Genomic DNA, 21,694 nt, shown 5'->3' with positions numbered 1-21,694 from the left:
GAAATGAGTTATCCGGTATTAGCCCCGGTTTCCCGGAGTTATCCCAGTCTTACAGGCAGGTTACCCACGTGTTACTCACCCGTCCGCCGCTGACTGATGGGAGCAAGCTCCCATCAGTCCGCTCGACTTGCATGTATTAGGCACGCCGCCAGCGTTCGTCCTGAGCCAGGATCAAACTCTCCGATAAAAGTTTGAATAGCTCTTTAAAAATAAATCTAGAATTAACGTTGACGTATTGTCTTGTTTTGTTCAGTTTTCAAGGTTCAATGTGTAAGTGCTCCGTTTGAAGCGACCCTTTAAATATTACATTACCGACTCATTAAAGTCAATAACTTTTTTTAAAAAGTTTTCATTAAGTTTGTCGCGTTTTTGCGGCAACAGATAATACTATACCACCTTCTAAATATGGGCGCAATAGATTTTTTAAATCTTTTTTCACCAGCTATTAATTATAAGACAAAAGACATTCATTTCATTCTTTTTACCGTAATTTTATAGTTTGAATAAGATGCCTTTAGCCCTAATTGGCGAATTCACATCATTATTTCTCCAAATTATTATCTACTATTACTTAATTTAATTTCAAAAAAGAACAGCAGGAGCATAAGCCCCTGCTGTTCTTTAGCACACGATTAATCACGATGACGCATCAATGGGAATAGTAATACGTCTCGAATGGATGGTGAGTTGGTTAAAAGCATAACAAGTCTGTCGATACCGATACCAAGACCACCTGTTGGCGGCATACCATATTCAAGAGCCTCGATGAAATCATTATCCATCATATGGGCTTCGTCGTTTCCTTCTTCTCTTTCTTTCAATTGCGCTTCAAATCGTTCTCTTTGATCGATAGGATCATTAAGCTCCGTGAAGGCATTCGCGTGTTCACGACCTACGATGAATAATTCAAAGCGATCTGTGAATCGTGGGTCTTCATCGTTTTTCTTGGCAAGTGGAGAAATTTCCACCGGGTGCCCATAGATGAATGTAGGCTGGATAAGCTTGTCTTCCACTTTTTGTTCGAAGAATTCATTTACCACATGGCCGTATTGCATATTGTCTTTGATTTCAATGCCGTGCTCTTTTGCAAGGGCACGTGCTTCTTCATCAGACATTTCTCTCCAGAAATCCACACCAGTTTGTTCTTTAACCGCGTCCACCATGTGAAGGCGGGTCCACTGTGGCTCCAGGTTAATTTCGTAGTCTGCATACTGAACGGTAGTAGAGCCGAATACTTCCTTCGCAATATGAGCAACAAGATTTTCAGTAAGAGCCATGATATCTCGGTAATCTGCGTATGCTTCGTAAAGCTCGATCATCGTGAACTCAGGGTTATGTCTTGTAGACACACCTTCATTACGGAATACACGGCCAATTTCGTATACTTTTTCAAGTCCACCAACAATCAGGCGCTTTAAGTGTAACTCGATTGCGATACGCATGAATAATGGCATATCAAGAGCGTTGTGATGTGTATTGAATGGACGGGCAGATGCTCCCCCTGCGATGGCATGCATCATTGGTGTTTCTACTTCTAAGTAACCGTTGTTATCCAGGTATCTTCTCATGGATTGGATGATACGGCTGCGGGCGATGAACGTCTCCTTGCTTTCCTGGCTCGTGATTAGATCCAGATAACGTTGACGGTAGCGTTGCTCAACATCTTTTAAACCATGGAACTTCTCAGGCAATGGGCGCAATGCTTTCGTTAGAAGGTGGAATTCTTTCGCTTTTACTGAAAGCTCTCCTACCTTTGTTTTGAATACTGTACCTGTAACCCCTACGATATCTCCGAGGTCTGCTGTATTGAATAGTTCGTATGCTTCTTCACCGATCGCATCTTTACGAACATAGATTTGGACTTGTCCAGCCAGGTCCTGCAGGTGTGCGAATCCCGCTTTCCCTTTTCCACGCTTTGTCATGATACGACCTGCGATGGTTACAGCGATGTCTTTCTCTTCTAGTTCTTCTTTAGAAAATTCATCGAATTGAGATTTGATCTCGGATGAACTGTGTGTACGATCATAGCGTTTGCCGAATGGATCCAGTCCTTTATCACGGATAGCCTCCATTTTTTCGCGTCTGACTCGAAGCTGGTCATTGATTTCTTCGTGACTCATGTGTTTCACTCCTATTCTATCTTCTTGCTTTACTAGACTAATACGATTATATACCATACTATTTTACACAATATCTATGTTTGTAACACCCCTAAAGTATGAGTTATTTCAGAAACGTACTTTGGTGCGTGAAAAGATATTGAAAAAAAATCTAAAAAAGGCCGATCCAACATGGTGACAATGTCACGTATTGGTTCCAGCCTTTTCTAGGATAACATAAAAGGATATACAGGTGAATTAACCGGCATTCACTCACTACGTTCAGATTCTTCATGAGGGATCAGATCATGCAGCGGTATGTTCAGCACTTCTGCAACGTTCACTAAGAAATCTTCTTTCGGTATCCGACTTCCTCTTTCCACTTCTCCAAGGACCGAAACAGAGATGGAAAGTTCCTTGGCCAAACCTTCCTGAGTATATCCTTTTAGCTTTCTGAATGCACGAATGCGTCTTCCCCATTTATCTGTTTCCATAACCGAACTCCTTCTTTGTCAGGTATTTCGTCCAGAAATTCAACGAACGGGGCATTAAACGACGGATGCTCTATATGTGGAGCAACCTCTAATAACGGGATTAACACAAATGCTCTCTCTTGCATCCTTGGGTGAGGAATGAGAAGATTCTCTGATTCAATATTTTTGTGATTATAGAGTAAAATGTCAAGGTCTATAATTCTCGGACCCCATTTGAACTCCCTTTCTCTTCCAAGGTCGATTTCCACCTGCAAGCACTGATGTAATAGAGTTTCTGGACTTAGACTGGTACGAATTTCGATGACCATATTCAAAAATTCACCTTGTTCTGTAAATCCTACTGGATCTGTTTCATACATAGAGGATCGTTTCGTTACCTCTATCTTACCATGACTGCCTAAGATGTTTATGGCTTTTTCTAAATAACCCGCCCTGTCTCCCATATTGGAACCAAGGGAAATGTATGCAGTATTCATCCTATCGACTCCTATTAATCTCCACCGCCACCGATTGGTAATGTCCAGGAATAGGTGGATCAGGCTTGATTAGTGTAATTTTACAGCTCTCTACGACTTGGAATGTTTCTAAGATCCGGGAAGAGATGTCTTCAGCGACCGCTTCCACTAAATTCTTCGATTCTCCACAGACAACAGATTTGGTGATGGAATAGATCTCAGCATAGTTTACGGAGTCCTCAAGCTGATCACTCTGGCCGGACTTCTTTAAATCTAAATGCAACTCTACACTAACACGAAAACGTTGTCCAAGTTTGTTTTCTTCCTGAAATACACCATGATAACCGTAAAACTCCATTTCGTTCAATAGAATCTTATCCATACAATTTCTCCTTTCCAACTAAGACATCCATCATTTTTGCCATACGTGCCATTTCCTTTACATCATGAACACGTACGATGTGACACCCTTTTTGAATCCCGTAGCAAACCGTGGCACCCGTTCCTTCCATTCGTTCCTCTACGGGAAGATCGAGTACATGTCCAATGATAGACTTCCGGGACGTTCCCAGGAGTACCGGATATCCGAGAGAAACAATGACATCCAGGTGTCTCATCATGTCTATGTTTAATTGTACTGTTTTGGCAAACCCGATTCCAGGATCGAGGATGATTTGTTCATCTTGTACGCCAGCTTCTTTTACTAGGAAGATACTTTCCTGCAGGTCTTGTATCGAATCCCGTACGAATTGGCTGTATTCCTGGTTGTCCCGGTTATGCATGAGAATAATTGGGGCACCCGTTTCCGCTGCTACTTGTGCCATCTCAGGATCTTTTTTCGCACCCCATACATCATTAATGATGCTAGCTCCTGCCTCCAGGGCTTTTCGCGCCGTCTCTGCCTTATACGTGTCGATGGAGATCGGAACGTTCACTTCCTGTGATATCGCTTTTATGATGGGCACGACTCGTGAAATTTCTTCATCAGCAGGCACAACCTCGTGTCCAGGTCTGGTAGACTCTCCGCCGATATCAATGATGTCCGCCCCCATCTCAACCATTTCTTTCGCACGCTCTACAGCCCGGTCCAAATCATTGAACGAACCACCGTCCGAGAATGAATCAGGTGTGATATTTAAAATCCCCATAATAAGGGTTTTAGTTGAAAAATCTAGTTCGTATTTACCGCACTTCATTGCACGACTCCCCCTGCTATAATTCCTCTATTGAATTCAACTGTCTTGTATATTTGATGTATCGTTCATGTAACAGCCCGGTATACTCTCCGTTGCTACCCGGAAAACTCATAGAGTCAATTCTGTTTACCGGTATGATTTCTTGCACAGAGTTTGTAAAAAACACTTCATCCGCTCCTAGTAATCGCTCCTGCTCGAACAACCCTACCCAAACCTGCATTTGCATTCGTTCTGCCAGGGCAAGGATGAACTGACGGGTTATCCCGTTTAAGAGCCCCGTCTCTATAGCTGGTGTATACAATTCTGCGTCTTTTATCCAGAATAGATTGGACGTTATTCCTTCACAGAGATGGCCTTCCTTTGTAAGGAATATTCCTTCCCGGCGGGGGGATGGGCCAATTTCCCGTTTAGCCGCCATATTGTTCAGGTAATGATGGGATTTCAATCGTTCCCCGGTCTCCGGTGTGTTTCTTCTTAACTGAAGCAGCACACCTTCTTTTTCTTTTAATGGCAGAGAAGGAGGCAATTCTTTTTGAAAAAGTATCACCGTCGCATCCTCATAGGGGGTCGTTTGTAAACCTATCTCCCCTGCCCCACCCGAGACATTGAACCGGCAATATGCATCCTTTAAGCCATTTTTATCTAAAAGTGTTGTTATAGAGTTCCTAATCTTTTCTTCATCCAGGTCTGCTGCAATATTCAATTCCTTTAATCCATGAGAAAGCCTCTTCAAGTGATCCTTTAGCAAAAACGGATGACCATCATACGTTCTAAAGGTTTCAAACACGCCCAATCCATATAAATATCCGTGATCGAATGGGGAAATGACCGCCTCTGATGAATGAACGATTTCTCCGTTAAGATATAGGTACATTTATAAAACCATCTCGATTTTTTTATAAGTCGTTAAAAAGTTAAGGAGCAGTTGTTTCCCTTGTTCCGTCATGATTGATTCAGGATGGAACTGCACCCCTTCGATCGGCAGCTGTTTATGTCGGATCGCCATGATCTCCCCTTCTTTCGTTTCGGCTGTAATGTCAAAGCATTCAGGAAGGGTTTCTCTTTTGACGATCAGGGAGTGGTACCTTGTTGCCTTGAAAGGATTGGGCATGTCTTTGAAAACCGTTTTACCATCATGGATCATGGGTGAGACTTTCCCGTGCATTAACCGTTCAGCACGAACAACTTCCCCTCCGAAAACCTGGGCAATCGATTGGTGACCCAGGCAAACGCCGAAAATCGGAATCTTTCCGGCAAAGGTTCGGATCGCCTCGAGGCTTACACCCGCTTCGTTGGGGCTGCAAGGTCCCGGGGAGATCATCAGGTAATCGGGAGACAATGTCTCAATTTCATCTATAGTAATCTCGTCATTTCGTTTCACGACGAGCTCTTCTCCAAGCTCTCCTAAAAATTGCACAAGATTATAGGTGAATGAATCGTAGTTATCAATCATGAGAATCATAGGGTTTCTCCTTCCGCCCTGGCTTTTGCTACCCAAAGGGCTTTCGCTTTCTTCAAGGATTCTTTGTATTCGTACTTAGGATTGGAATCAATCACCACTCCCGCTCCCGCTTGAATATGGGCTTTTCCTTCTTTCACAAGCATCGTCCGAATGACGATATTCAATTCCATATCTCCATTGACGCCAATCCAGCCAATGGACCCTGTGTAAATCCCTCTTCTAACCGGCTCGAGTTCTTCAATGATTTCCATCGTTCTCACCTTAGGGGCTCCCGTAATGGTTCCACCTGGAAAGACAGATCGAATTAGATCCGCTCCCGTTTTAGTTTCATCTAGTGTTCCTCTTACATTCGAAACAATGTGCATGACGTGGGAGTATTTTTCAATGACCATAAACTCATTCACGTCAACTGTCCCGTATTGACAAACCCTGCCCAGGTCATTTCGTTCCAAATCCACAAGCATCACGTGCTCTGCTCTTTCTTTTTCATTATTGATCAGCTCAAGAGCAAGTTTCTCATCCTCTTCAGCATCTTTCCCCCGAGAGCGTGTACCTGCGATCGGTCTTGTACTTACTTCGGTTCCTTTTTTCTTCACCAGTAATTCCGGTGACCCGGAAACAATTTGAAAATCCGGGCTATGAATATAGCTCATGTAAGGTGAGGGATTTAATTCTCGAAGCTTTTTATAAACCGCGTATGGCTCAGCCTTCAATTCTTGAGATTGTCGGACAGATAAATTCACCTGAAACACATCACCCTGAGAGATATAGGATTGGATTTGTTTTACGGCCACTGAGAATTCTTCTTCATCCATCGATACTTCGATGTCTTCTGTCTCGTGTTTCACAGGATCCTCTTCACATTTTTTTATTGAAGACAAGGCATTTGTCCAAGAGGAAGTCCATATTGATAGCTTATTCTCGGCTAACTCCGTTTCTCCATCAGAAAGAATCATCGTCCATACGGTGTTTTCCTGATGATCGAAGACCACCCATTCCTCCAGGTAATAGAAATAAAGGTCCGGAATCTCCAGATCATCTCGCCCCAAAGCGGGAAGTTTCTCAATCTTTCTTGCATAATCATAACTAAGAAACCCGATTACCCCCCCTTGGAAATCAGGGAGATCCTCTCTTCTTTCCTTACGAAGCGGCATCATCCATTTCTCCATTTGAATCAACGGGTCTCCATTTATCGTTTCAACCCCGGAAGAGTTTTGTATGCGCAACCCTTCCGAAGCACTTTGTAAAATGACGTCAGGTTGTAGTCCAGCAACGCTATATCGTCCACCCCGTCCACTTTCTAACAATATATGATGTGATTGATGTTGACTTAGTTGTTCGTAAGCTGCAAAAAATTGTTCTTTGGTTGAATGGTTTTTATGAAAATATAGGTGCTGCACTGACCCTTCACACTCCTATTCTTTATCTACTTTCATGATACATGAACTTCGGGAAGGTTTCATCGTTAAAAACTTGAAATTATGTGAGGGGGATGGTGGAGAATGGATCGGTATTGAAGGGGACTTTTACAATAAAAGTTTCAACAGATCAACACTAAAAAAGGATCCTGAAGAGTTCATTCTACAGGATCCGCCACTTATTATTATTCTTCATCAAATTGGTAAAGAGGAGTACTTAAATAGCGTTCTCCGTTACTAGGGATGATGGCAAGAACTTTCTTACCCTTCCCTAACTTCTTCGCTACTTCTATAGCTGCATAGATGGCCGCTCCTGAAGAAATCCCGCCCAGGATCCCCTCTTCTTTAGCTGCTCTTCTTGCATAGTCGAAGGCCGAATCTTTTTCAACTTGAATGACATGGTTATATACCTCTGTATCTAAAATATCAGGGATAAATCCGGCACCGATTCCTTGGATTTTATGAGGACCAGGCTTTCCTCCTGATAATACTGGTGAATCTGACGGTTCCACGGCATACAGCTCGATTGATGGGTAATGTTTCTTCAGCACTTCTCCCGCACCAGTAATCGTACCGCCTGTTCCAATCCCTGCAATGAAGGCATCCAGCTGATCGCCCATTTGCTCGACGATCTCAGGTCCGGTTGTTTCTCGATGAACTTTAGGGTTGGCTTCATTTTTGAATTGCTGAGGCATGAAGTAGCCTTTTTCTTTCGCTAACTCTTCAGCTTTGCGAATGGCCCCTCCCATACCTTCTGCTCCTGGTGTTAATACTAATTCTGCGCCGTATGCACGTAACAGGTTGCGTCTCTCCATACTCATTGTGTCAGGCATGACCAGTAACGCACGGTATCCTTTTGCGGCAGCTACCATCGCTAAACCGATACCCGTATTTCCACTCGTTGGCTCAACAATCGTATCTCCGGGATTAATCGTACCTTCTTCTTCCCCAGCTTCAATCATAGCTAATGCGATACGATCTTTTACAGAGCTTCCCGGGTTCATATATTCTAATTTCAAGTAAACATCTGCACTATTTTCATCTACTAATCGATTCAGTTTTACCACTGGAGTCTGTCCTATTAATTCCGAAATTGAATTGGCTACTCTCACCATTCATTCATCACTCCTAATTCCAAGTAAATTTGTTGGTTTTATAAAAATGTAACAATATTCAATAAATTTGTCAATTAAAAAGCATAAACAATGCTCACCCCGACCATCTTGGGTTGGAGGTGTATCATCCTTCTCTCATGCTCACTTTATGCTTGTTTATGAGACCAAATTGTCTCTCCTCTAGGTTATATGTATGCATATTTCATTTATCCTATGTTTCGTTAAAAAGTGTCTCTCTATGTAAAAGAAGCTGACCTTTAATAGGTCAGCCCCCTCTAGTTCTGTTTTTCGTAAAACCATTCCACTTCAACCTCTTTCCAAAAGGACTCGGGCTGAAGTGGCGTCTCTACTTGCTCTAAAGCAATTTGTCTGCGAATTTGAGATTTTACATCTTTGAATGAAAAATGTCTTTCTTTCAAAACATCGTCTACATAATAAATAACGTACTCTGAATCCTCTCGGATCGGTTTTGTCCATTCACCAGGGGAGAGAGACTCTATTTCTTCTGACGCTTCTGAAGATAGGAAATCTCCATCCAGAGGAACATATCCAATGTCTCCCCCTAAGTTAGCACTTTGCTCATCACTTGAACGCTCCATGGCCAATGCTTCAAAGTCAGATCCAGCTTCAAGTTCTTCCAATGCTTGAGCTGCTTCTGATTGATCAGCTACCTTCAACTGCTTCAACTTATACATTTTAGAAATAGAGTACAGATGCTCGTTTTGATTATAGAAGCTCTTCAACTCTTTTTCAGGTACTTGGACATCCTTCGTGAGGAGCTCCTCTAATAACAATTCAGATCTGATTCGAGCCTTTAGTGAATCTTCATCTTCAAGATTTTCTTCATCGTGCTCATTAAAAACAGATTGGATGAAATAATATTCCTGCTCTACTTCTTTATCTGAAACGGAGATATCATATTTCTTCGCTAAATGGTCGATCACTTGTTGATTGATCAATACCTTCAACTCTTCTTTGCCATGTTTTTGCTCAAGGGAATACAACCAGTCCTCCCGGGTAATTGACTCTCCGCCCACCGTTGCCACTACTTCGGGAGTTCCACTTACCCCCGAAGAGCGATTCCACAAGAGTGTAATGATGTTAGTGACAAGAAGTATCCCAACCATAACCATGAGTACAGACCGTTTAATTCTCATTTCTCCCATTCTCCCTGAATCTGATTTATTGCTTCGCGTTTGCTTTCAGTTCTTCCAAGTCTTCTTTAGAAAACACATACGTTTCATTACAGAAGTGACAGCTTGCTTCTGCACTTCCATCTTCATCAATCATTTCTTGAATTTCCTGCTCCCCTAAGCTGATGATGGCATTTGAAAAACGTTCTTTATTACACTGACACTTAAATGCCACCGGAAGCGTTTCAAGTACTTTGACTTCCCCTTTTCCAAGTACTTCTTCTAATACCTCTTCAGGAGTGAGTCCCTTTTCGATTAGTTTTGAGATCGGAGGGATTTTAGCCAGGCGTTCCTCAATCTTCGTAATCGTTTCATCATCCGTTCCCGGCATTAGCTGCAGGATAAATCCGCCTGCTGCAAGAATTGAATTGTCAGGGTTCACCAGCACACCTACACCTACAGAAGAGGGCACTTGTTCTGAAGTGACGAAATAATACGTAAAGTCTTCTCCAAGTTCTCCTGAAACAATCGGAACCTGACCGGAGAAATGATCCCTCATGCCGATATCTTTTACAATGGATAACGTTCCGGTTGTACCAACAGCACGACGGACATCAAGCTTCCCTTGCTCGTTTAAATCGAAGTGTACATGTGGGTTGGTCACATATCCTCTGACCTCCCCTTTTGCATTACTATCTACAAGAATGGCACCTATCGGGCCACCACCCTCTACTTTGACCGTTAATTTATTTTCCCCTTTTAGCATTGCCCCCATCATCACTCCGGCACTAATGCTTCTACCTAATGCTGCTGATGCAGTCGGCCATGTTCCATGCCTTCTTTGTGCTTCTCCTACTGTATCCGTGCTTTTCACTGCATAAGCACGTACCTGGCCATTATAGGCCAACGCTTTTACTAAATAGTCACTCATGGTTGAAGCTCCTTTCACTTTAGTTCATGTTTCTCTTGTAGATTAATTTTAATCCTTTTAATGTCAGGAAAGGATCTACGACGTCGATGCTGTTGGATTCTTTCGAAATCAATGTCGCTAATCCTCCCGTTGCAATGACAGTTGGTTCCTTCTTACTTTGTGCTTTCATTCTTTGAACGATACCTTCTACTTGTCCAACATATCCATAGAGAATACCCGCTTGCATAGCCGTTACGGTATTCTTGCCAATGATGTGCTCAGGACGGGCAATTTCAATCCTTGGCAATTTAGCAGCCTTCGAGTACAGGGCTTCTGTTGAAATGCCGATTCCAGGTGCGATCGCTCCACCCATATATTGTCTTTCCTCATTGATATAGCAATACGTCGTCGCTGTACCGAAGTCGACAATAATGAGAGGACCACCGTATTCGTGAATACCAGCGACAGCATTAACGATTCGATCCGCTCCGACTTCCCTTGGGTTTTCATACTTGATATTTAAACCGGTTTTTATTCCAGGACCAACGACGAGCGGAGTAATATTAAAATACTTCTCACACATACGTTCCAAACTAAACATAATTGGAGGGACAACGGAGGAAATGATGATTCCGTCAATCTCGTCAAACGTCAGCTTCACATGCTCGAACAGATTCTTCACAAGCATTCCGAACTCATCTTCCGTTTTATGTCGATTCGTTTCAGCTCTCCAATGATATTTTAAATGGTCATTTTCATATACACCAAACACAATATTGGTATTCCCTACATCCATTACAAAAATCAATATCCTCACCTACTAAGCCAATTGTTTTCACACTGCCAACATCATACCATAATTTATTTAGAATAGGTACAAAAGCGGAACCGGCTTGGTTAGGTCCATTTGTTTTGCGTAACTTCCAAAAAATTCATTTACCATAAGTGATAACGCGAAATCTTTGACCGTTCCTTTCCGCTCCAGGCACTTGCTTTCCGCGGGGAGGAAGTCGAGCCTCCTCGAGCTTCGCCCTGCGGGGTCTCGACCTTTCCTCTATTTCCCGCAGGAGTCAAGTGCCTTCCGCTACAATCCACTCTGTGCTTGTCATTATGACTTCCTAATTATAGATAAACAAAAGAAGCCCCTATTTTAAATATGGTGGGCGTTTATTCTCAAAAATCAATTTGTTGCCAATGTTTAACGTTAATAAGGACCGATTCAGCTTATCTCATTCACTTACCTTTTGGGACTATTTTGCATATGACTTTAATTTTTATCATGCCTGAGCTGGACGAGTATAAAAGCGCAAGGGCTTTGCCCAGAGGTGACAAGCATAAGATTCTGTAATCAAAAAAAGGATGCACCCATAAATGGATGCATCCCTCAATATTAGGTGCGATCTGAGTTAGAGTCGTCTTCTTTTGAAGCCGTATCTTCTTCGATCACGTTTTCTTCATTTTTCTTTTGGATATTTACTTTCACGTCACTATTTTCCTGATCGGATTCATAGATTCGCTCCGGTAGTTTACCGTGATCCATTAAATGCTTGATTTGCGCCGCATCTAATGTTTCGATGTCTAATAATGTTTTCGCAATGAGTTCAAGCTTGTCTCGATTCTCAGTAAGAATTCGCTTCGCTCTCTCATAACTTTCTTTGATTAGACGCTGCATTTCTAGGTCAATTTCATATGCGATGGCATCTGAATAGTTTTGCTCACTATTGATGTCGCGTCCCAAGAACACTTGACCACCTTGTGATTGACCGAACTGAAGTGGTCCAAGCTTATCACTCATACCATATTCAGTGACCATTTTACGTGCGATTCCAGTTGCACGTTGGAAGTCATTGTGAGCACCGGTTGATACATCACCGAAGATGATTTCCTCTGCTACACGACCACCAAGTAAACCGGTAATCTTATCAAGAAGCTCAGGCTTCGTCATAAAGTAACGATCTTCTTTCGGAAGCATAACGGCATATCCGCCTGCTTGCCCACGAGGGACGATGGTCACCTTATGTACCATATCTGCTTCATCAAGGACTAATCCGATAACGGTGTGACCCGCTTCATGGAAAGCCACGATTTTACGTTCTTTTTCAGATATGACGCGGCTCTTCTTAGCAGGACCTGCAATGACACGGTCTGTTGCTTCATCAATATCGCGCATATCGATTTTCTTCTTATCCTCACGGGCTGCTACAAGAGCTGCTTCGTTCAGAAGGTTTTCTAAGTCGGCTCCAGAGAATCCTGGTGTTCTCATCGCAATCGCTTTTAAATCCACTGAATCATCAAGCGGTTTATTATGCGAATGAACTTTAAGAACCGCTTCACGTCCTCTAAGGTCAGGACGATCCACTGTAATTTGACGGTCGAAACGTCCTGGACGTAACAATGCGGGATCCAGAATATCTGGTCGGTTTGTTGCAGCGACGATGATAATACCTTCGTTAGCACCAAAACCGTCCATTTCGACTAGTAACTGATTAAGGGTTTGTTCACGCTCATCGTGACCTCCACCCAGACCTGCTCCACGTTGACGACCGACTGCATCAATTTCATCAATGAAAATGATACAAGGTGCATTCTTCTTCGCATTTTCGAATAAATCACGTACACGAGATGCACCGACACCGACAAACATTTCAACGAAGTCGGAACCACTGATTGAGAAGAAAGGAACTCCTGCTTCTCCAGCCACTGCTCGTGCAAGTAAGGTTTTACCTGTACCTGGAGGTCCTACTAGAAGGACACCCTTTGGAATACGGGCACCCACTTCAGAGAATTTGCGTGGATCCTTTAAGAATTCCACTACCTCTACAAGTTCTTGCTTCTCTTCATCTGCTCCCGCTACATCTTTAAAGCGAACTTTCTTCTTCTCTTCACTATATAGCTTTGCTTTACTTTTCCCAAAGTTCATGACACGGCTTCCGCCGCCTTGAGCTTGGTTAAGTAAGAAGAAGAACAGAATAAAGATAATGACAAATGGAATGATCGTTGTAAAGAAAGATACCCAGCCGCTTGTTTCTTTGGCTTGTAATACTTCCACATCAATTCCTTGCTCTGATGCTGCCGTATTGATCTTCTCCATTAACTTTCCATCTGTAGTAAGGACATAGGTTAAGAAGTACTCTCCTTCTTTAGCCCCTTCCATCTGTCCTTTTACTTCATAAACGCCCCTGCCAGGCTGAATTGAAAAAGAAGAAACGTCTCCGTCTTCAAGGTTATTAATAAACGTACTGTACTCGATATTTTTGGTTGGCTCGTTGTTGTTACTGAAATAACTCACCACACCTATAATCACTAAAAAGACCAGTAAATAGAATATGGTGTTTCGAAAGATCCGGTTCATCCCTTACCTCCTCCCACGGTAAACAAACTAAGTAAAATAGTATCATAGAAAATCATGGCATTACAACAAATTGCACTTACAAGATTCCTCTTTAGATTATACTTATTCTCCTGTTGTATACACTCTTGGTTTTAAAACTCCGATATACGGCAAATTACGGTATCTTTCAGCGTAATCAAGACCATATCCGACGACGAACTCGTCAGGGACAATAAAGCCCACGTAGTCCGCTTTGATATCAGCTTTACGTCCAGTCGGCTTGTCAAGCAGCGTGACAATGCTGATGGATTTCGCTTTACGATAACGGAATAACTCCACCAGGTAGCTTAATGTTAAGCCACTGTCGATGATATCTTCAATGATAAGGATATCGCGACCTTCCACTTTCGTATCTAAATCTTTCACAATCTTTACTTCTCCTGAAGAGACAGTAGAGTTCCCGTAGCTGGATACATCCATGAAATCCATTTCCATATGCGTATCCATACGTTTACAAAGGTCGGCCATGAATGGCATCGCGCCCTTTAAAACTCCAATTGCCAAAGGAAAACGGTCTTGATATTCCTCTGTTAATTGTGCACCTAATGCTTTAATCTTTTCTTGAAGTTCTTCTTCTGAAATTAACACTTTTTCAATATCTTGGTTTAACAATGTTCAACTGCCTCCTAGAAGATGATTGCTCTTAAATTGTAGTACCAAACTATTTTCTTGCTCTTCTCCCAAATCGTAATTAGACTTTTTCATTCCCGGAACCCAAAGTATGTGGTTATCTGCGTCCACTACAATCGGCCACTCGTCACGGAGGTGAACAGGAACTTTTTCGTCAATAAAGAGTGTCTTAAGCTTCTTTGAGCCTTCCAACCCCTTCACTTTCATTCGATCTCCGCTCTTTCTCGTACGCACATATAAAGGCAGGGTAACCTTGTCCGGATCAATGTAGATCCTATCACCGGTACAATCCTCTGCTAACGAGGAAGAAAAATAAAGAAGGAACTGATATCCACCTTGAAGTTCAAGCGTTTCATTAACCTGTATCTCGTGACAATAAGGAGCTTCGGTTGACGCTAATTCCCCAAAATGAAAATAACATGTATGATACGCCCTTGTTACCTTAAGCCCATTTGGTAAATCCAAGCTGGCATTAGGCGTTTTTCCTTTTAATATACCCAATACATCGTAAATATGTATAGACGATAAGGAAGATGGTCTAAGTTTGTAAAGATAGTTTAATATTAGATTAATACCTCTTCTTTGTAAAGGCTGAGGCATTTCAAGAAAACCATCGATATGTAAAGAGGAGAAATCCTCAGTGTTATTCCATACCTTATTCAACTTTTCCCTTGTTAATTCCTCTAAATACGCCTCATCTTCTACCAATTCTTCACTAAATCGTTGAAATTGGAGATGAACATGAGGATTCTCTTTTTTCAAAAAAGGAAGAACCTTTTTTCTGAACCGGTTCCTAGTATAATCTTCCTTCAGATTACTGGGGTCTCTCCTCGGGTTTAGATCGTGCCTTTCACAATACTTCTCTATATGCTCTTTTGTAACAGAAAGAAACGGCCGTATGATCAAACCTGCAGCAATGGATCGTTTCAAGGGAATCCCGGCTCTGCTAGCCCCGGATGCTCCTCTTGTCATCTTCATCAGGATGGTTTCTACTTGATCATCCCCATGATGGCCAAGAGCTAATTTCGTAGCAGATGCTTCTTCCATGACCTCCATCAAAAATGCATAGCGAATTTGACGGGCAATTTCCTGCAAACTTCCATTCGTCCGCTCGATCTCCATTGATACATCCACTCTTTCACCGTAAAAGGGGATGTTTCGCTTATTACAGTATTCTTTGACAAACAAGAGTTCCTGATAGGATTCTTCTCCTCTGAACATATGATCAAGATGAGCCGCCATGACTTCTACTTCCCACTCAGCTTTGTTCGAATCAAGAAAATGGAGCAGCGCTAAGGAATCAGGGCCTCCCGACACTGCCACCATAATACGATCTCCTTTTTCAATCAAACTATGGTCTTGAATAAACCTTTTAATCGTTTGCTCTAACATAACGTCCTCTTCCTAAAACCATTTTCCCCATTGTACCAATACCCGCTGAATTCTCACACTCTTACACTACATCAATTCTCCATAGATATACAAAGCATATAATAACGACACAATCATCACCACGAGCACAGTCTCAAGAAAGTGACTTGATTTTTTATTTCGGTGATTTTGATATCTACTTGTATGTGATGCGGATGAATTTACATGAGAGCTCGTTGAAACAGGTCTACTGACTTTAGGTTTCGATTTTGGCTGCTTTACTGGCTGAGAGTGAGAAAGTCCATTCAGGAGGCTGACCCTCATATCACTGGCAGATTGAAATTTCCCTTCCAAGGCATCAAGGATCGATCCTTCAAACTTCTTCAGTTGGTCCTTGGAACCGATCGCCTGCTTTAATTGTTGCATATTCCCGTTTCCTGCCTTAGTGAAACGCCCTGGATAGGCTAAATTAATGAGGATCATCCCCACAGAGAAAAGATCATAAGAAGGTTCGGCTCTTCGCGATCCCCCCACCCAGTATCCTCTATCAAAAAACTCCGTAAACTCTTTGATTGCACGGCCATTGATGGTGGTTCCCCCAACATCAATACAACGAATTCGGTAAGGAGGTCCGGTGACGATCAAGTTTTCAGGTTTTAAATCCCCAAAGACCCATCCTTCCTTATGAATTCGCTCCAGGTCTGTCAGGAGCTGAGCAATGAGTACTCCTGTCCACGAAAATCCTTTTGATTGAACAAATGACAGCAAGTCAGTACCTTGAATATATTCCATCACGTAAAAATGTATTTTCTGTCCCCGATACTCCCAATCATCCACATCAAGAAGCTTTGGCCCAAGGGGAGCACCTTGGACCTTAGAGAAAGATTTTAATACATTCACTTCCGAGGTAATGGATACATTGCTTTCACTCATCTTTAACGCCTGATATCCAGACGAACCTTGTACCAGGTAAACGATTCCGTTCGCACCATATCCTAATTCTTTTACAATGGTGTAGATTTGCTTATACCATTTTCCTCTAATAACTGTTCCAGGTGGGAAATTAAATGGTTTCTTCGAAGTATTGTTCATCATCGCCACGAGAGAGCAATCCCCTTAATGAACGTTTTTTCTTAAAGTGAGTGATAGCTTCTGAGATCGCAGGACCTGTTGGTGTAATTCCACCTGGAGACAATTTAGAGAATATACTCGTTAATGTTTCGAGTTTCGGTGTCCAATCCAGCAATTTTTCGACATCTTGTCGTTTCCCGGGAAATACAAACACGGAAAATTTATTGTCTCCCATTCTGGCATTCAGACTCAATGACAGGTCCAATAAGGCTTCCTTAACTGTGGGAAGCTTATGCTTCATGCTCGCAGACGTATCGACAAGAATCAACACTTCCATATCAACGGATTCTCCCAGTTCATCGACAACCTCCATGACCTCCCCGCGTTCTTCGGGAGGAAGCTCCTCCATGGATGCGGATTTACCAAGGATTTGCTTCAGCTCTTTATTTACAACCCCCTGTAAGGTTTGTGTCATCGCTTTACGCGTGACCATTTGTACAGTTTGAGAAAGCTGTTGAGCATATACAATCTGACTTACTCCACCCCCCGATAGAGCAATTCCTTCAATTTCCTGCATTCCATTATCATCTATCACATCATTATCCATGACCCCAATAACGTTCACTGAGATTCCCTGCTCCTTCGCAAGAGCCGCCATCGCAATTGGGTCTTCACCTTGATTTGAGCAACCATCCGTAATTAATAGAATTTGACGAAGTGTACCTGGCTTCATCAGACTCCCCTCCTCATTCTAAAGTTGTTACCATCTTCGCCGAATAAGGAGGGATTTATACTCTAGTTAACTATTTTTATAGGGTGAATATTCGTCCTAGGAAATTTTCTTTTTATCCTTCGCTTTCGATTTTTGCACAGGGATAGACGACCATTTCGGTATATTATGTTTGATTTTTGAAACCACAATGGTCATATCATCTTCTATTAAGCCGGAGCTCGACCTGATCACTTCCTCCATTAGAATATCGGCCACTTCTTGTGGTTCTTCCGTTTCCAGCTCCTTTATTTTCCTCTTCATCCAGAGGTCATAATTTTCTACATGTTTCGGGCCTTCAAAGGCGCCATCACTCATCATAATGAGAAGGTCGCCTGCTTTTAACTGCTCAGATACGACGTCCACATCGAAATCCTGCTGAAGCATGCCCATGGGTAAATTGCTTGCCTCTACCTTTATGATTTTATCTCCCCGCTTAATGAAGCTCGGGGTTGAACCAATTTTCAAGAATCTCGATGACGCATTCTGCAGATCGATCATGGCTAAATCCAATGTGGAGAAAATTTCATCATTCGTTCTGAGAGATAAAATCGAGTTGATGGATTTGATCGCTACCTGTTCTTCAATCCCGGATTCCAGTATCTTTTTCAAAAGCCTCAATGTTTCATTGCTTTCGTAGTGAGCACGTTCTCCGTTCCCCATTCCGTCACTAATCGCAACGGCATATTTTCCCCTTCCTAATTCAATCATCGAGTAGCTGTCTCCTGATACCAGCCCTCCCCCTTTCGCTGCATGAGAAGCTCCGGTATCCACTACAAATTTCTTGGCAGATTGGAAGGTCACATGACATTGACCGTTCGGAAATTGAGCACACTCCTCCTTTTGAACAATGATATTTTCACCTAATATATCCGATAGCATCGGGGCAATCAGCTTTTCACCCTGTCCATGTCCCCCGCAATAAGGCATGGTCATATCTATATCAACATTCCCCTGTTCCAGGTTATAGATTTCAATGTTTTCAATCTCGATTCCAAACTCTCCGATACTCGATAAGATTTGTTCTTCCTGAATATGATGATTCTCCCTTTCTCTTTGAATTTCTTTCGCGAAGTTCCCCATCACCTCTGATACTCCAAGTAATTGGTCGGCGACCAGCTTCCTGCTTTCCTGGACCTGCTTCTTTAATTTCAGATTCGCTTGATAGAAGGTCAACTCCTGATATATTGTTTCTTTCAGTTTTTTCTCTCTCGTACAATGCTTCTCTACTTCTCTAGCAATTTTTGGAGACAGGGGGACACGGCCCTGATCATACTCGGTCATGACATCTTTCATTAGATTATAGGTTTTATCAAAATTTCGGGCCCAGCACTGATCTTTCTTAAAACAGGTTTGACACGTTTTCTCTGTCACATTGCTTAAGAAATAATCGAACTCTTTATCTTCCTCCTCTTCAAATCGGTCTTCTATTTGTTGAAAACTATTGGACAAAGCTTGAAACACCGAGGAAAACTGCGTGACCCTATTAGCGGTCACATCTCTCACTCTCCGCATATATCCCTGTTGTTCCTGCTGATATTCTGTTGTTCCCGGAATATGTTTGGCAATTTTAGATGTTAAACTTTGAGGGGTTAAAAATAAGAGTAAAATCGCAACTCCCGATTCATATAAGGTTTTCGTTATGACCGTATCTGTTTCTCCGTACATCCCCATTAATAAAGTAGCGATTAACAAACCGATTGCTGCTCCGAATTTCTTTCCTTCTTTCATAAGGCCGCCCAGAAGCCCCGAGAAAGCAAGCAAGCTCATTTGATAAAAGCTGGAAACATTGGCTAAACTGAAAACAAGCCCGGTAACAACCCCTACTGTGGAGCCCACGGTAGCCCCTGCTATGAAGGAAAACAGCAGCACTAAGTATCTTGATAACACATGTTCTACAGACAGGTTGTATACAGACCATCCGATTGTACCTGTCAGGATGGATGCTAAAAGAATGATCAGACTGACCACTTCTTCTGTTTTCAACGATTTCCTTCTACGCTGTACGGTTACAAGGGGTACACTTTGAATGAAGATATACGTTAAAAGAAAGGCAAGGCATGCTTCTATTAACGCCATTACTCCGTTGTACACCGTCAGTGCTTGTCCTTGCTGGATATAATCGAATGAAAGCTTTGCTACTATTACTGTGAAGAAGACATAAAAAGCGACGACTTTCAAATTATTCTTGTGATATTTCTGAGTCAATCGAAATGCTAATAGGAATATTACCGCACTGACAAACGTATAACTGATACTAGGAAGAGATAAAGTGAGAGCTCCTGCAAGCAAACCGATTAGTGCAATGGGAGATTTCTCTCTTCGAATAATGTAAACAGAGGCAAAGAACGGCAGTGCAAACGGCGTTAAATGTGAAAGGATTAACGCTCTACCCAATAAAAATCCGATGACGAATAAAGCGATCCCCTTTTCTACGAACAGCCACTCCAGTTTCGAATAAATAGACTTGACTCTTTTGGATAGTTCCACCCTAGTGTGTTCAATGTCCACGTTCTGAACAGGTTCTATGATTGACTGATCGGCTTTCCCCATGTATGAAACACTCCCCATTTCTTTTTTGTTAAGTATAAATGGTACAAGCTTAAAACTTTGTCAAAATGAGGGAATACATACCAAGAAAGTTTCGACGACTTTCTATAGATTCCGGTAAAATATTCAGAATATTCTTGTTATACCTATTCTTCTTTTCTTCTTTTTCCCTCTTAAACGCTTATGCGACTATGCTTAAGGGAATTTTGACAAATTCTTTACTAGATTATATTGACAAGATAATTCTTTCTATGTATCATAGTTTTTGTGCCTAAAAGGTGTATAAATATGGCGGTGTAGCTCAGCTGGCTAGAGCGTACGGTTCATACCCGTGAGGTCGGGGGTTCGATCCCCTCCGCCGCTACCATATTTCATGGCCCGTTGGTCAAGCGGTTAAGACACCGCCCTTTCACGGCGGTAACACGGGTTCGAATCCCGTACGGGTCATAGTAAAAAAAGACTATCATTTATGATAGTCTTTTTTTATATTCAGCTCTTTTCGAATGAAGAGAGGAACATCACGTTATTTCTGCAGACACAACTTCTTCAATTTGCTCCTGGTGATGTTTATCATGACCGATAAAGTCTTCAAAAAACTCTTCAAGAGTAAAGCTTTGATCTCCTACTAAGAACGAATGTTGTAAATCATCATCAGATAAGCTACTTACATAAGCTATAATCGATTCGCGTGTTTTGATACCCTCTTCAATCAAAGCTTCCTTATTAACCACGTCATGCGCATATTCTGCAGCTTCTCCATTAAAACGTTGAAAATCTGGAAAAGGAGACAACTGCGCTCCTTCTGAAACATTTGGAAGAATCTCTACTAATGAATATTGGTCCCATTTGATCATGTGAGAAACATTTGCAGCAATCGACCACTTGCTTTCCTCCATTGGCTGAAACCACTCTTTATCATTAATCCTTTTCAATTCATTAAGCCACAGCTTAAACGATTCATAATGATCGATTATCTGTTCTTTTTTCATAATGGCTGCCTCCATAAAATTAGTTAAGACTATTTTATTCGATGGGGGCAGGTCGTTTTCCTTTCTACACTATAAAAAAAACAGGCACACTCATCCTTATGAGTATGCCTGTTTTCCGTTCACAACCTGCTATATGAGTTAATAGACAGCAAGTTAACCTTTTTTCGCCCCTCTTCCACCACGACGAGACTCAGTATTTTTCTTTAAAGATGATAAACGATCCTCACTGTCTTTCAAGAAACGTGCCATCTTTTGTTCGAAACTCTCTTTAGTACGTGTGTCGTTCTGTTTGTTATTATTATTACGCGGGCGTTGAGGACGCTGAGGGCGCTGCGGGCGTTGTGGTTGCTCTTTCGCTTTTCGGATGGACAAACCGATCTTTCCATCTTTCTCAACATTAATAACCTTAACTGTTACTTCGTCGCCAACTTTAAGGTGTTCGTTAATATCCTTAACATAGTTGTCTGCAACTTCACTAATGTGAACTAAACCTGTTGAACCTTCCGATAATTCCACGAACGCTCCAAAATTTGTAATACCTGTTACCTTACCCTGTAACTTGCTGCCTACTTCGATTGACATAAAAGAAATGCTCCTCCTTAAAATGATAAAAGATAAACCTTACTATATATTATAGCCAA

General features: G+C 42.0%; 20 protein-coding genes, 2 tRNA genes and 1 rRNA gene. 2 read left to right on the top strand and 21 right to left on the bottom strand.

The features are described 5' to 3' along the window. The 19 genes from F0342_RS23785 to spoIIE form a co-directional block, all read right to left on the bottom strand. Positions 1-187 (bottom strand): 16S ribosomal RNA (locus F0342_RS23785); the annotation flags it as partial. A 445-nt stretch (positions 188-632) separates the two neighbouring features. Beyond that, the gene (lysS, locus tag F0342_RS23780) at positions 633-2,129 is read right to left on the bottom strand and encodes a lysine--tRNA ligase (RefSeq protein ID WP_188048681.1); all 1,497 of its coding nucleotides are present in this window, start codon (positions 2,127-2,129) and stop codon (positions 633-635) included. Between the two features lie 239 nt (positions 2,130-2,368). Further along, positions 2,369-2,593 carry a helix-turn-helix domain-containing protein gene (locus F0342_RS23775; protein ID WP_149158206.1) on the bottom strand — a complete coding sequence of 75 codons (225 nt, stop codon included), beginning with the start codon at positions 2,591-2,593 and terminating at the stop codon, positions 2,369-2,371. Next, positions 2,545-3,069, bottom strand: coding sequence for a 2-amino-4-hydroxy-6-hydroxymethyldihydropteridine diphosphokinase (folK, locus tag F0342_RS23770; protein ID WP_149158205.1), 525 nt, complete (start codon positions 3,067-3,069; stop codon positions 2,545-2,547). Before folK ends, F0342_RS23775 begins: the two co-directional genes overlap by 49 nt. Position 3,070: 1 nt before the next feature. Continuing rightward, positions 3,071-3,430 (bottom strand): dihydroneopterin aldolase, encoded by a 360-nt coding sequence (gene folB / locus F0342_RS23765; RefSeq protein WP_149158204.1) that lies wholly within the window; start codon positions 3,428-3,430, stop codon positions 3,071-3,073. Then, positions 3,423-4,244 (bottom strand): dihydropteroate synthase, encoded by an 822-nt coding sequence (gene folP, locus F0342_RS23760; protein WP_149158203.1) that lies wholly within the window; start codon positions 4,242-4,244, stop codon positions 3,423-3,425. The genes folB and folP overlap by 8 nt, the downstream gene beginning before the upstream one ends. Positions 4,245-4,260: 16 nt before the next feature. Beyond that, positions 4,261-5,118 (bottom strand): aminodeoxychorismate lyase, encoded by an 858-nt coding sequence (gene pabC / locus F0342_RS23755; protein WP_149158202.1) that lies wholly within the window; start codon positions 5,116-5,118, stop codon positions 4,261-4,263. Beyond that, a complete protein-coding gene (pabA, locus tag F0342_RS23750; protein ID WP_149158201.1) occupies positions 5,119-5,706 on the bottom strand; it encodes an aminodeoxychorismate/anthranilate synthase component II in 588 nt (195 codons plus the stop codon). It lies immediately after the preceding gene. Further along, positions 5,703-7,106 carry an aminodeoxychorismate synthase, component I gene (pabB, locus tag F0342_RS23745; protein ID WP_149158200.1) on the bottom strand — a complete coding sequence of 468 codons (1,404 nt, stop codon included), beginning with the start codon at positions 7,104-7,106 and terminating at the stop codon, positions 5,703-5,705. Before pabB ends, pabA begins: the two co-directional genes overlap by 4 nt. Positions 7,107-7,309: 203 nt before the next feature. Beyond that, a complete protein-coding gene (gene cysK / locus F0342_RS23740) occupies positions 7,310-8,239 on the bottom strand; it encodes a cysteine synthase A (RefSeq protein ID WP_149158199.1) in 930 nt (309 codons plus the stop codon). A gap of 275 nt (positions 8,240-8,514) precedes the next feature. Next, complete coding sequence (locus tag F0342_RS23735; protein ID WP_188048680.1) at positions 8,515-9,396, bottom strand: peptidyl-prolyl cis-trans isomerase; 882 nt, start codon at positions 9,394-9,396, stop codon at positions 8,515-8,517. A gap of 25 nt (positions 9,397-9,421) precedes the next feature. After that, on the bottom strand, positions 9,422-10,303 hold the full coding sequence (gene hslO, locus F0342_RS23730) for an Hsp33 family molecular chaperone HslO (RefSeq protein ID WP_149158197.1): 882 nt from the start codon (positions 10,301-10,303) through the stop codon (positions 9,422-9,424). A gap of 19 nt (positions 10,304-10,322) precedes the next feature. Next, positions 10,323-11,090, bottom strand: coding sequence for a type III pantothenate kinase (locus F0342_RS23725; RefSeq protein ID WP_172655809.1), 768 nt, complete (start codon positions 11,088-11,090; stop codon positions 10,323-10,325). A 582-nt stretch (positions 11,091-11,672) separates the two neighbouring features. After that, a complete protein-coding gene (gene ftsH / locus F0342_RS23720) occupies positions 11,673-13,634 on the bottom strand; it encodes an ATP-dependent zinc metalloprotease FtsH (RefSeq protein WP_149158196.1) in 1,962 nt (653 codons plus the stop codon). A 102-nt stretch (positions 13,635-13,736) separates the two neighbouring features. Next, positions 13,737-14,285: a hypoxanthine phosphoribosyltransferase gene (gene hpt / locus F0342_RS23715; protein ID WP_034762998.1), complete on the bottom strand. Its 549-nt coding sequence runs from the start codon at positions 14,283-14,285 to the stop codon at positions 13,737-13,739. 3 nt (positions 14,286-14,288) lie between these two features. Further along, a complete protein-coding gene (gene tilS / locus F0342_RS23710) occupies positions 14,289-15,695 on the bottom strand; it encodes a tRNA lysidine(34) synthetase TilS (RefSeq protein ID WP_149158195.1) in 1,407 nt (468 codons plus the stop codon). Between the two features lie 66 nt (positions 15,696-15,761). After that, a complete protein-coding gene (locus F0342_RS23705; protein ID WP_149158209.1) occupies positions 15,762-16,769 on the bottom strand; it encodes a protein kinase domain-containing protein in 1,008 nt (335 codons plus the stop codon). Further along, positions 16,738-17,478 (bottom strand): VWA domain-containing protein, encoded by a 741-nt coding sequence (locus F0342_RS23700; RefSeq protein WP_149158194.1) that lies wholly within the window; start codon positions 17,476-17,478, stop codon positions 16,738-16,740. Before F0342_RS23700 ends, F0342_RS23705 begins: the two co-directional genes overlap by 32 nt. A gap of 96 nt (positions 17,479-17,574) precedes the next feature. After that, on the bottom strand, positions 17,575-20,067 hold the full coding sequence (gene spoIIE, locus F0342_RS23695; protein ID WP_149158193.1) for a stage II sporulation protein E: 2,493 nt from the start codon (positions 20,065-20,067) through the stop codon (positions 17,575-17,577). Positions 20,068-20,354: 287 nt separating this feature from the next. On the opposite strand from spoIIE, the gene F0342_RS23690 reads away from it, so the two are divergent. Then, positions 20,355-20,431 (top strand) — tRNA-Met (locus F0342_RS23690). A gap of 8 nt (positions 20,432-20,439) precedes the next feature. Further along, positions 20,440-20,511 (top strand) — tRNA-Glu (locus F0342_RS23685). 71 nt (positions 20,512-20,582) lie between these two features. Here the strand turns inward: F0342_RS23685 and F0342_RS23680 are convergent. Next, on the bottom strand, positions 20,583-21,053 hold the full coding sequence (locus F0342_RS23680; RefSeq protein WP_188048679.1) for a DinB family protein: 471 nt from the start codon (positions 21,051-21,053) through the stop codon (positions 20,583-20,585). 153 nt (positions 21,054-21,206) lie between these two features. Further along, positions 21,207-21,635: a S1 domain-containing RNA-binding protein gene (locus F0342_RS23675; RefSeq protein ID WP_149158191.1), complete on the bottom strand. Its 429-nt coding sequence runs from the start codon at positions 21,633-21,635 to the stop codon at positions 21,207-21,209. Positions 21,636-21,694: the final 59 nt, after the last annotated feature.

The organism is Bacillus sp. CH30_1T (assembly GCF_008364765.1).
GTDB lineage: Bacteria > Bacillota > Bacilli > Bacillales > Bacillaceae_B > Rossellomorea.
Note: the sequence above shows the minus strand (reverse complement) of the source record. Positions and strands in the feature narration are given on the sequence as shown.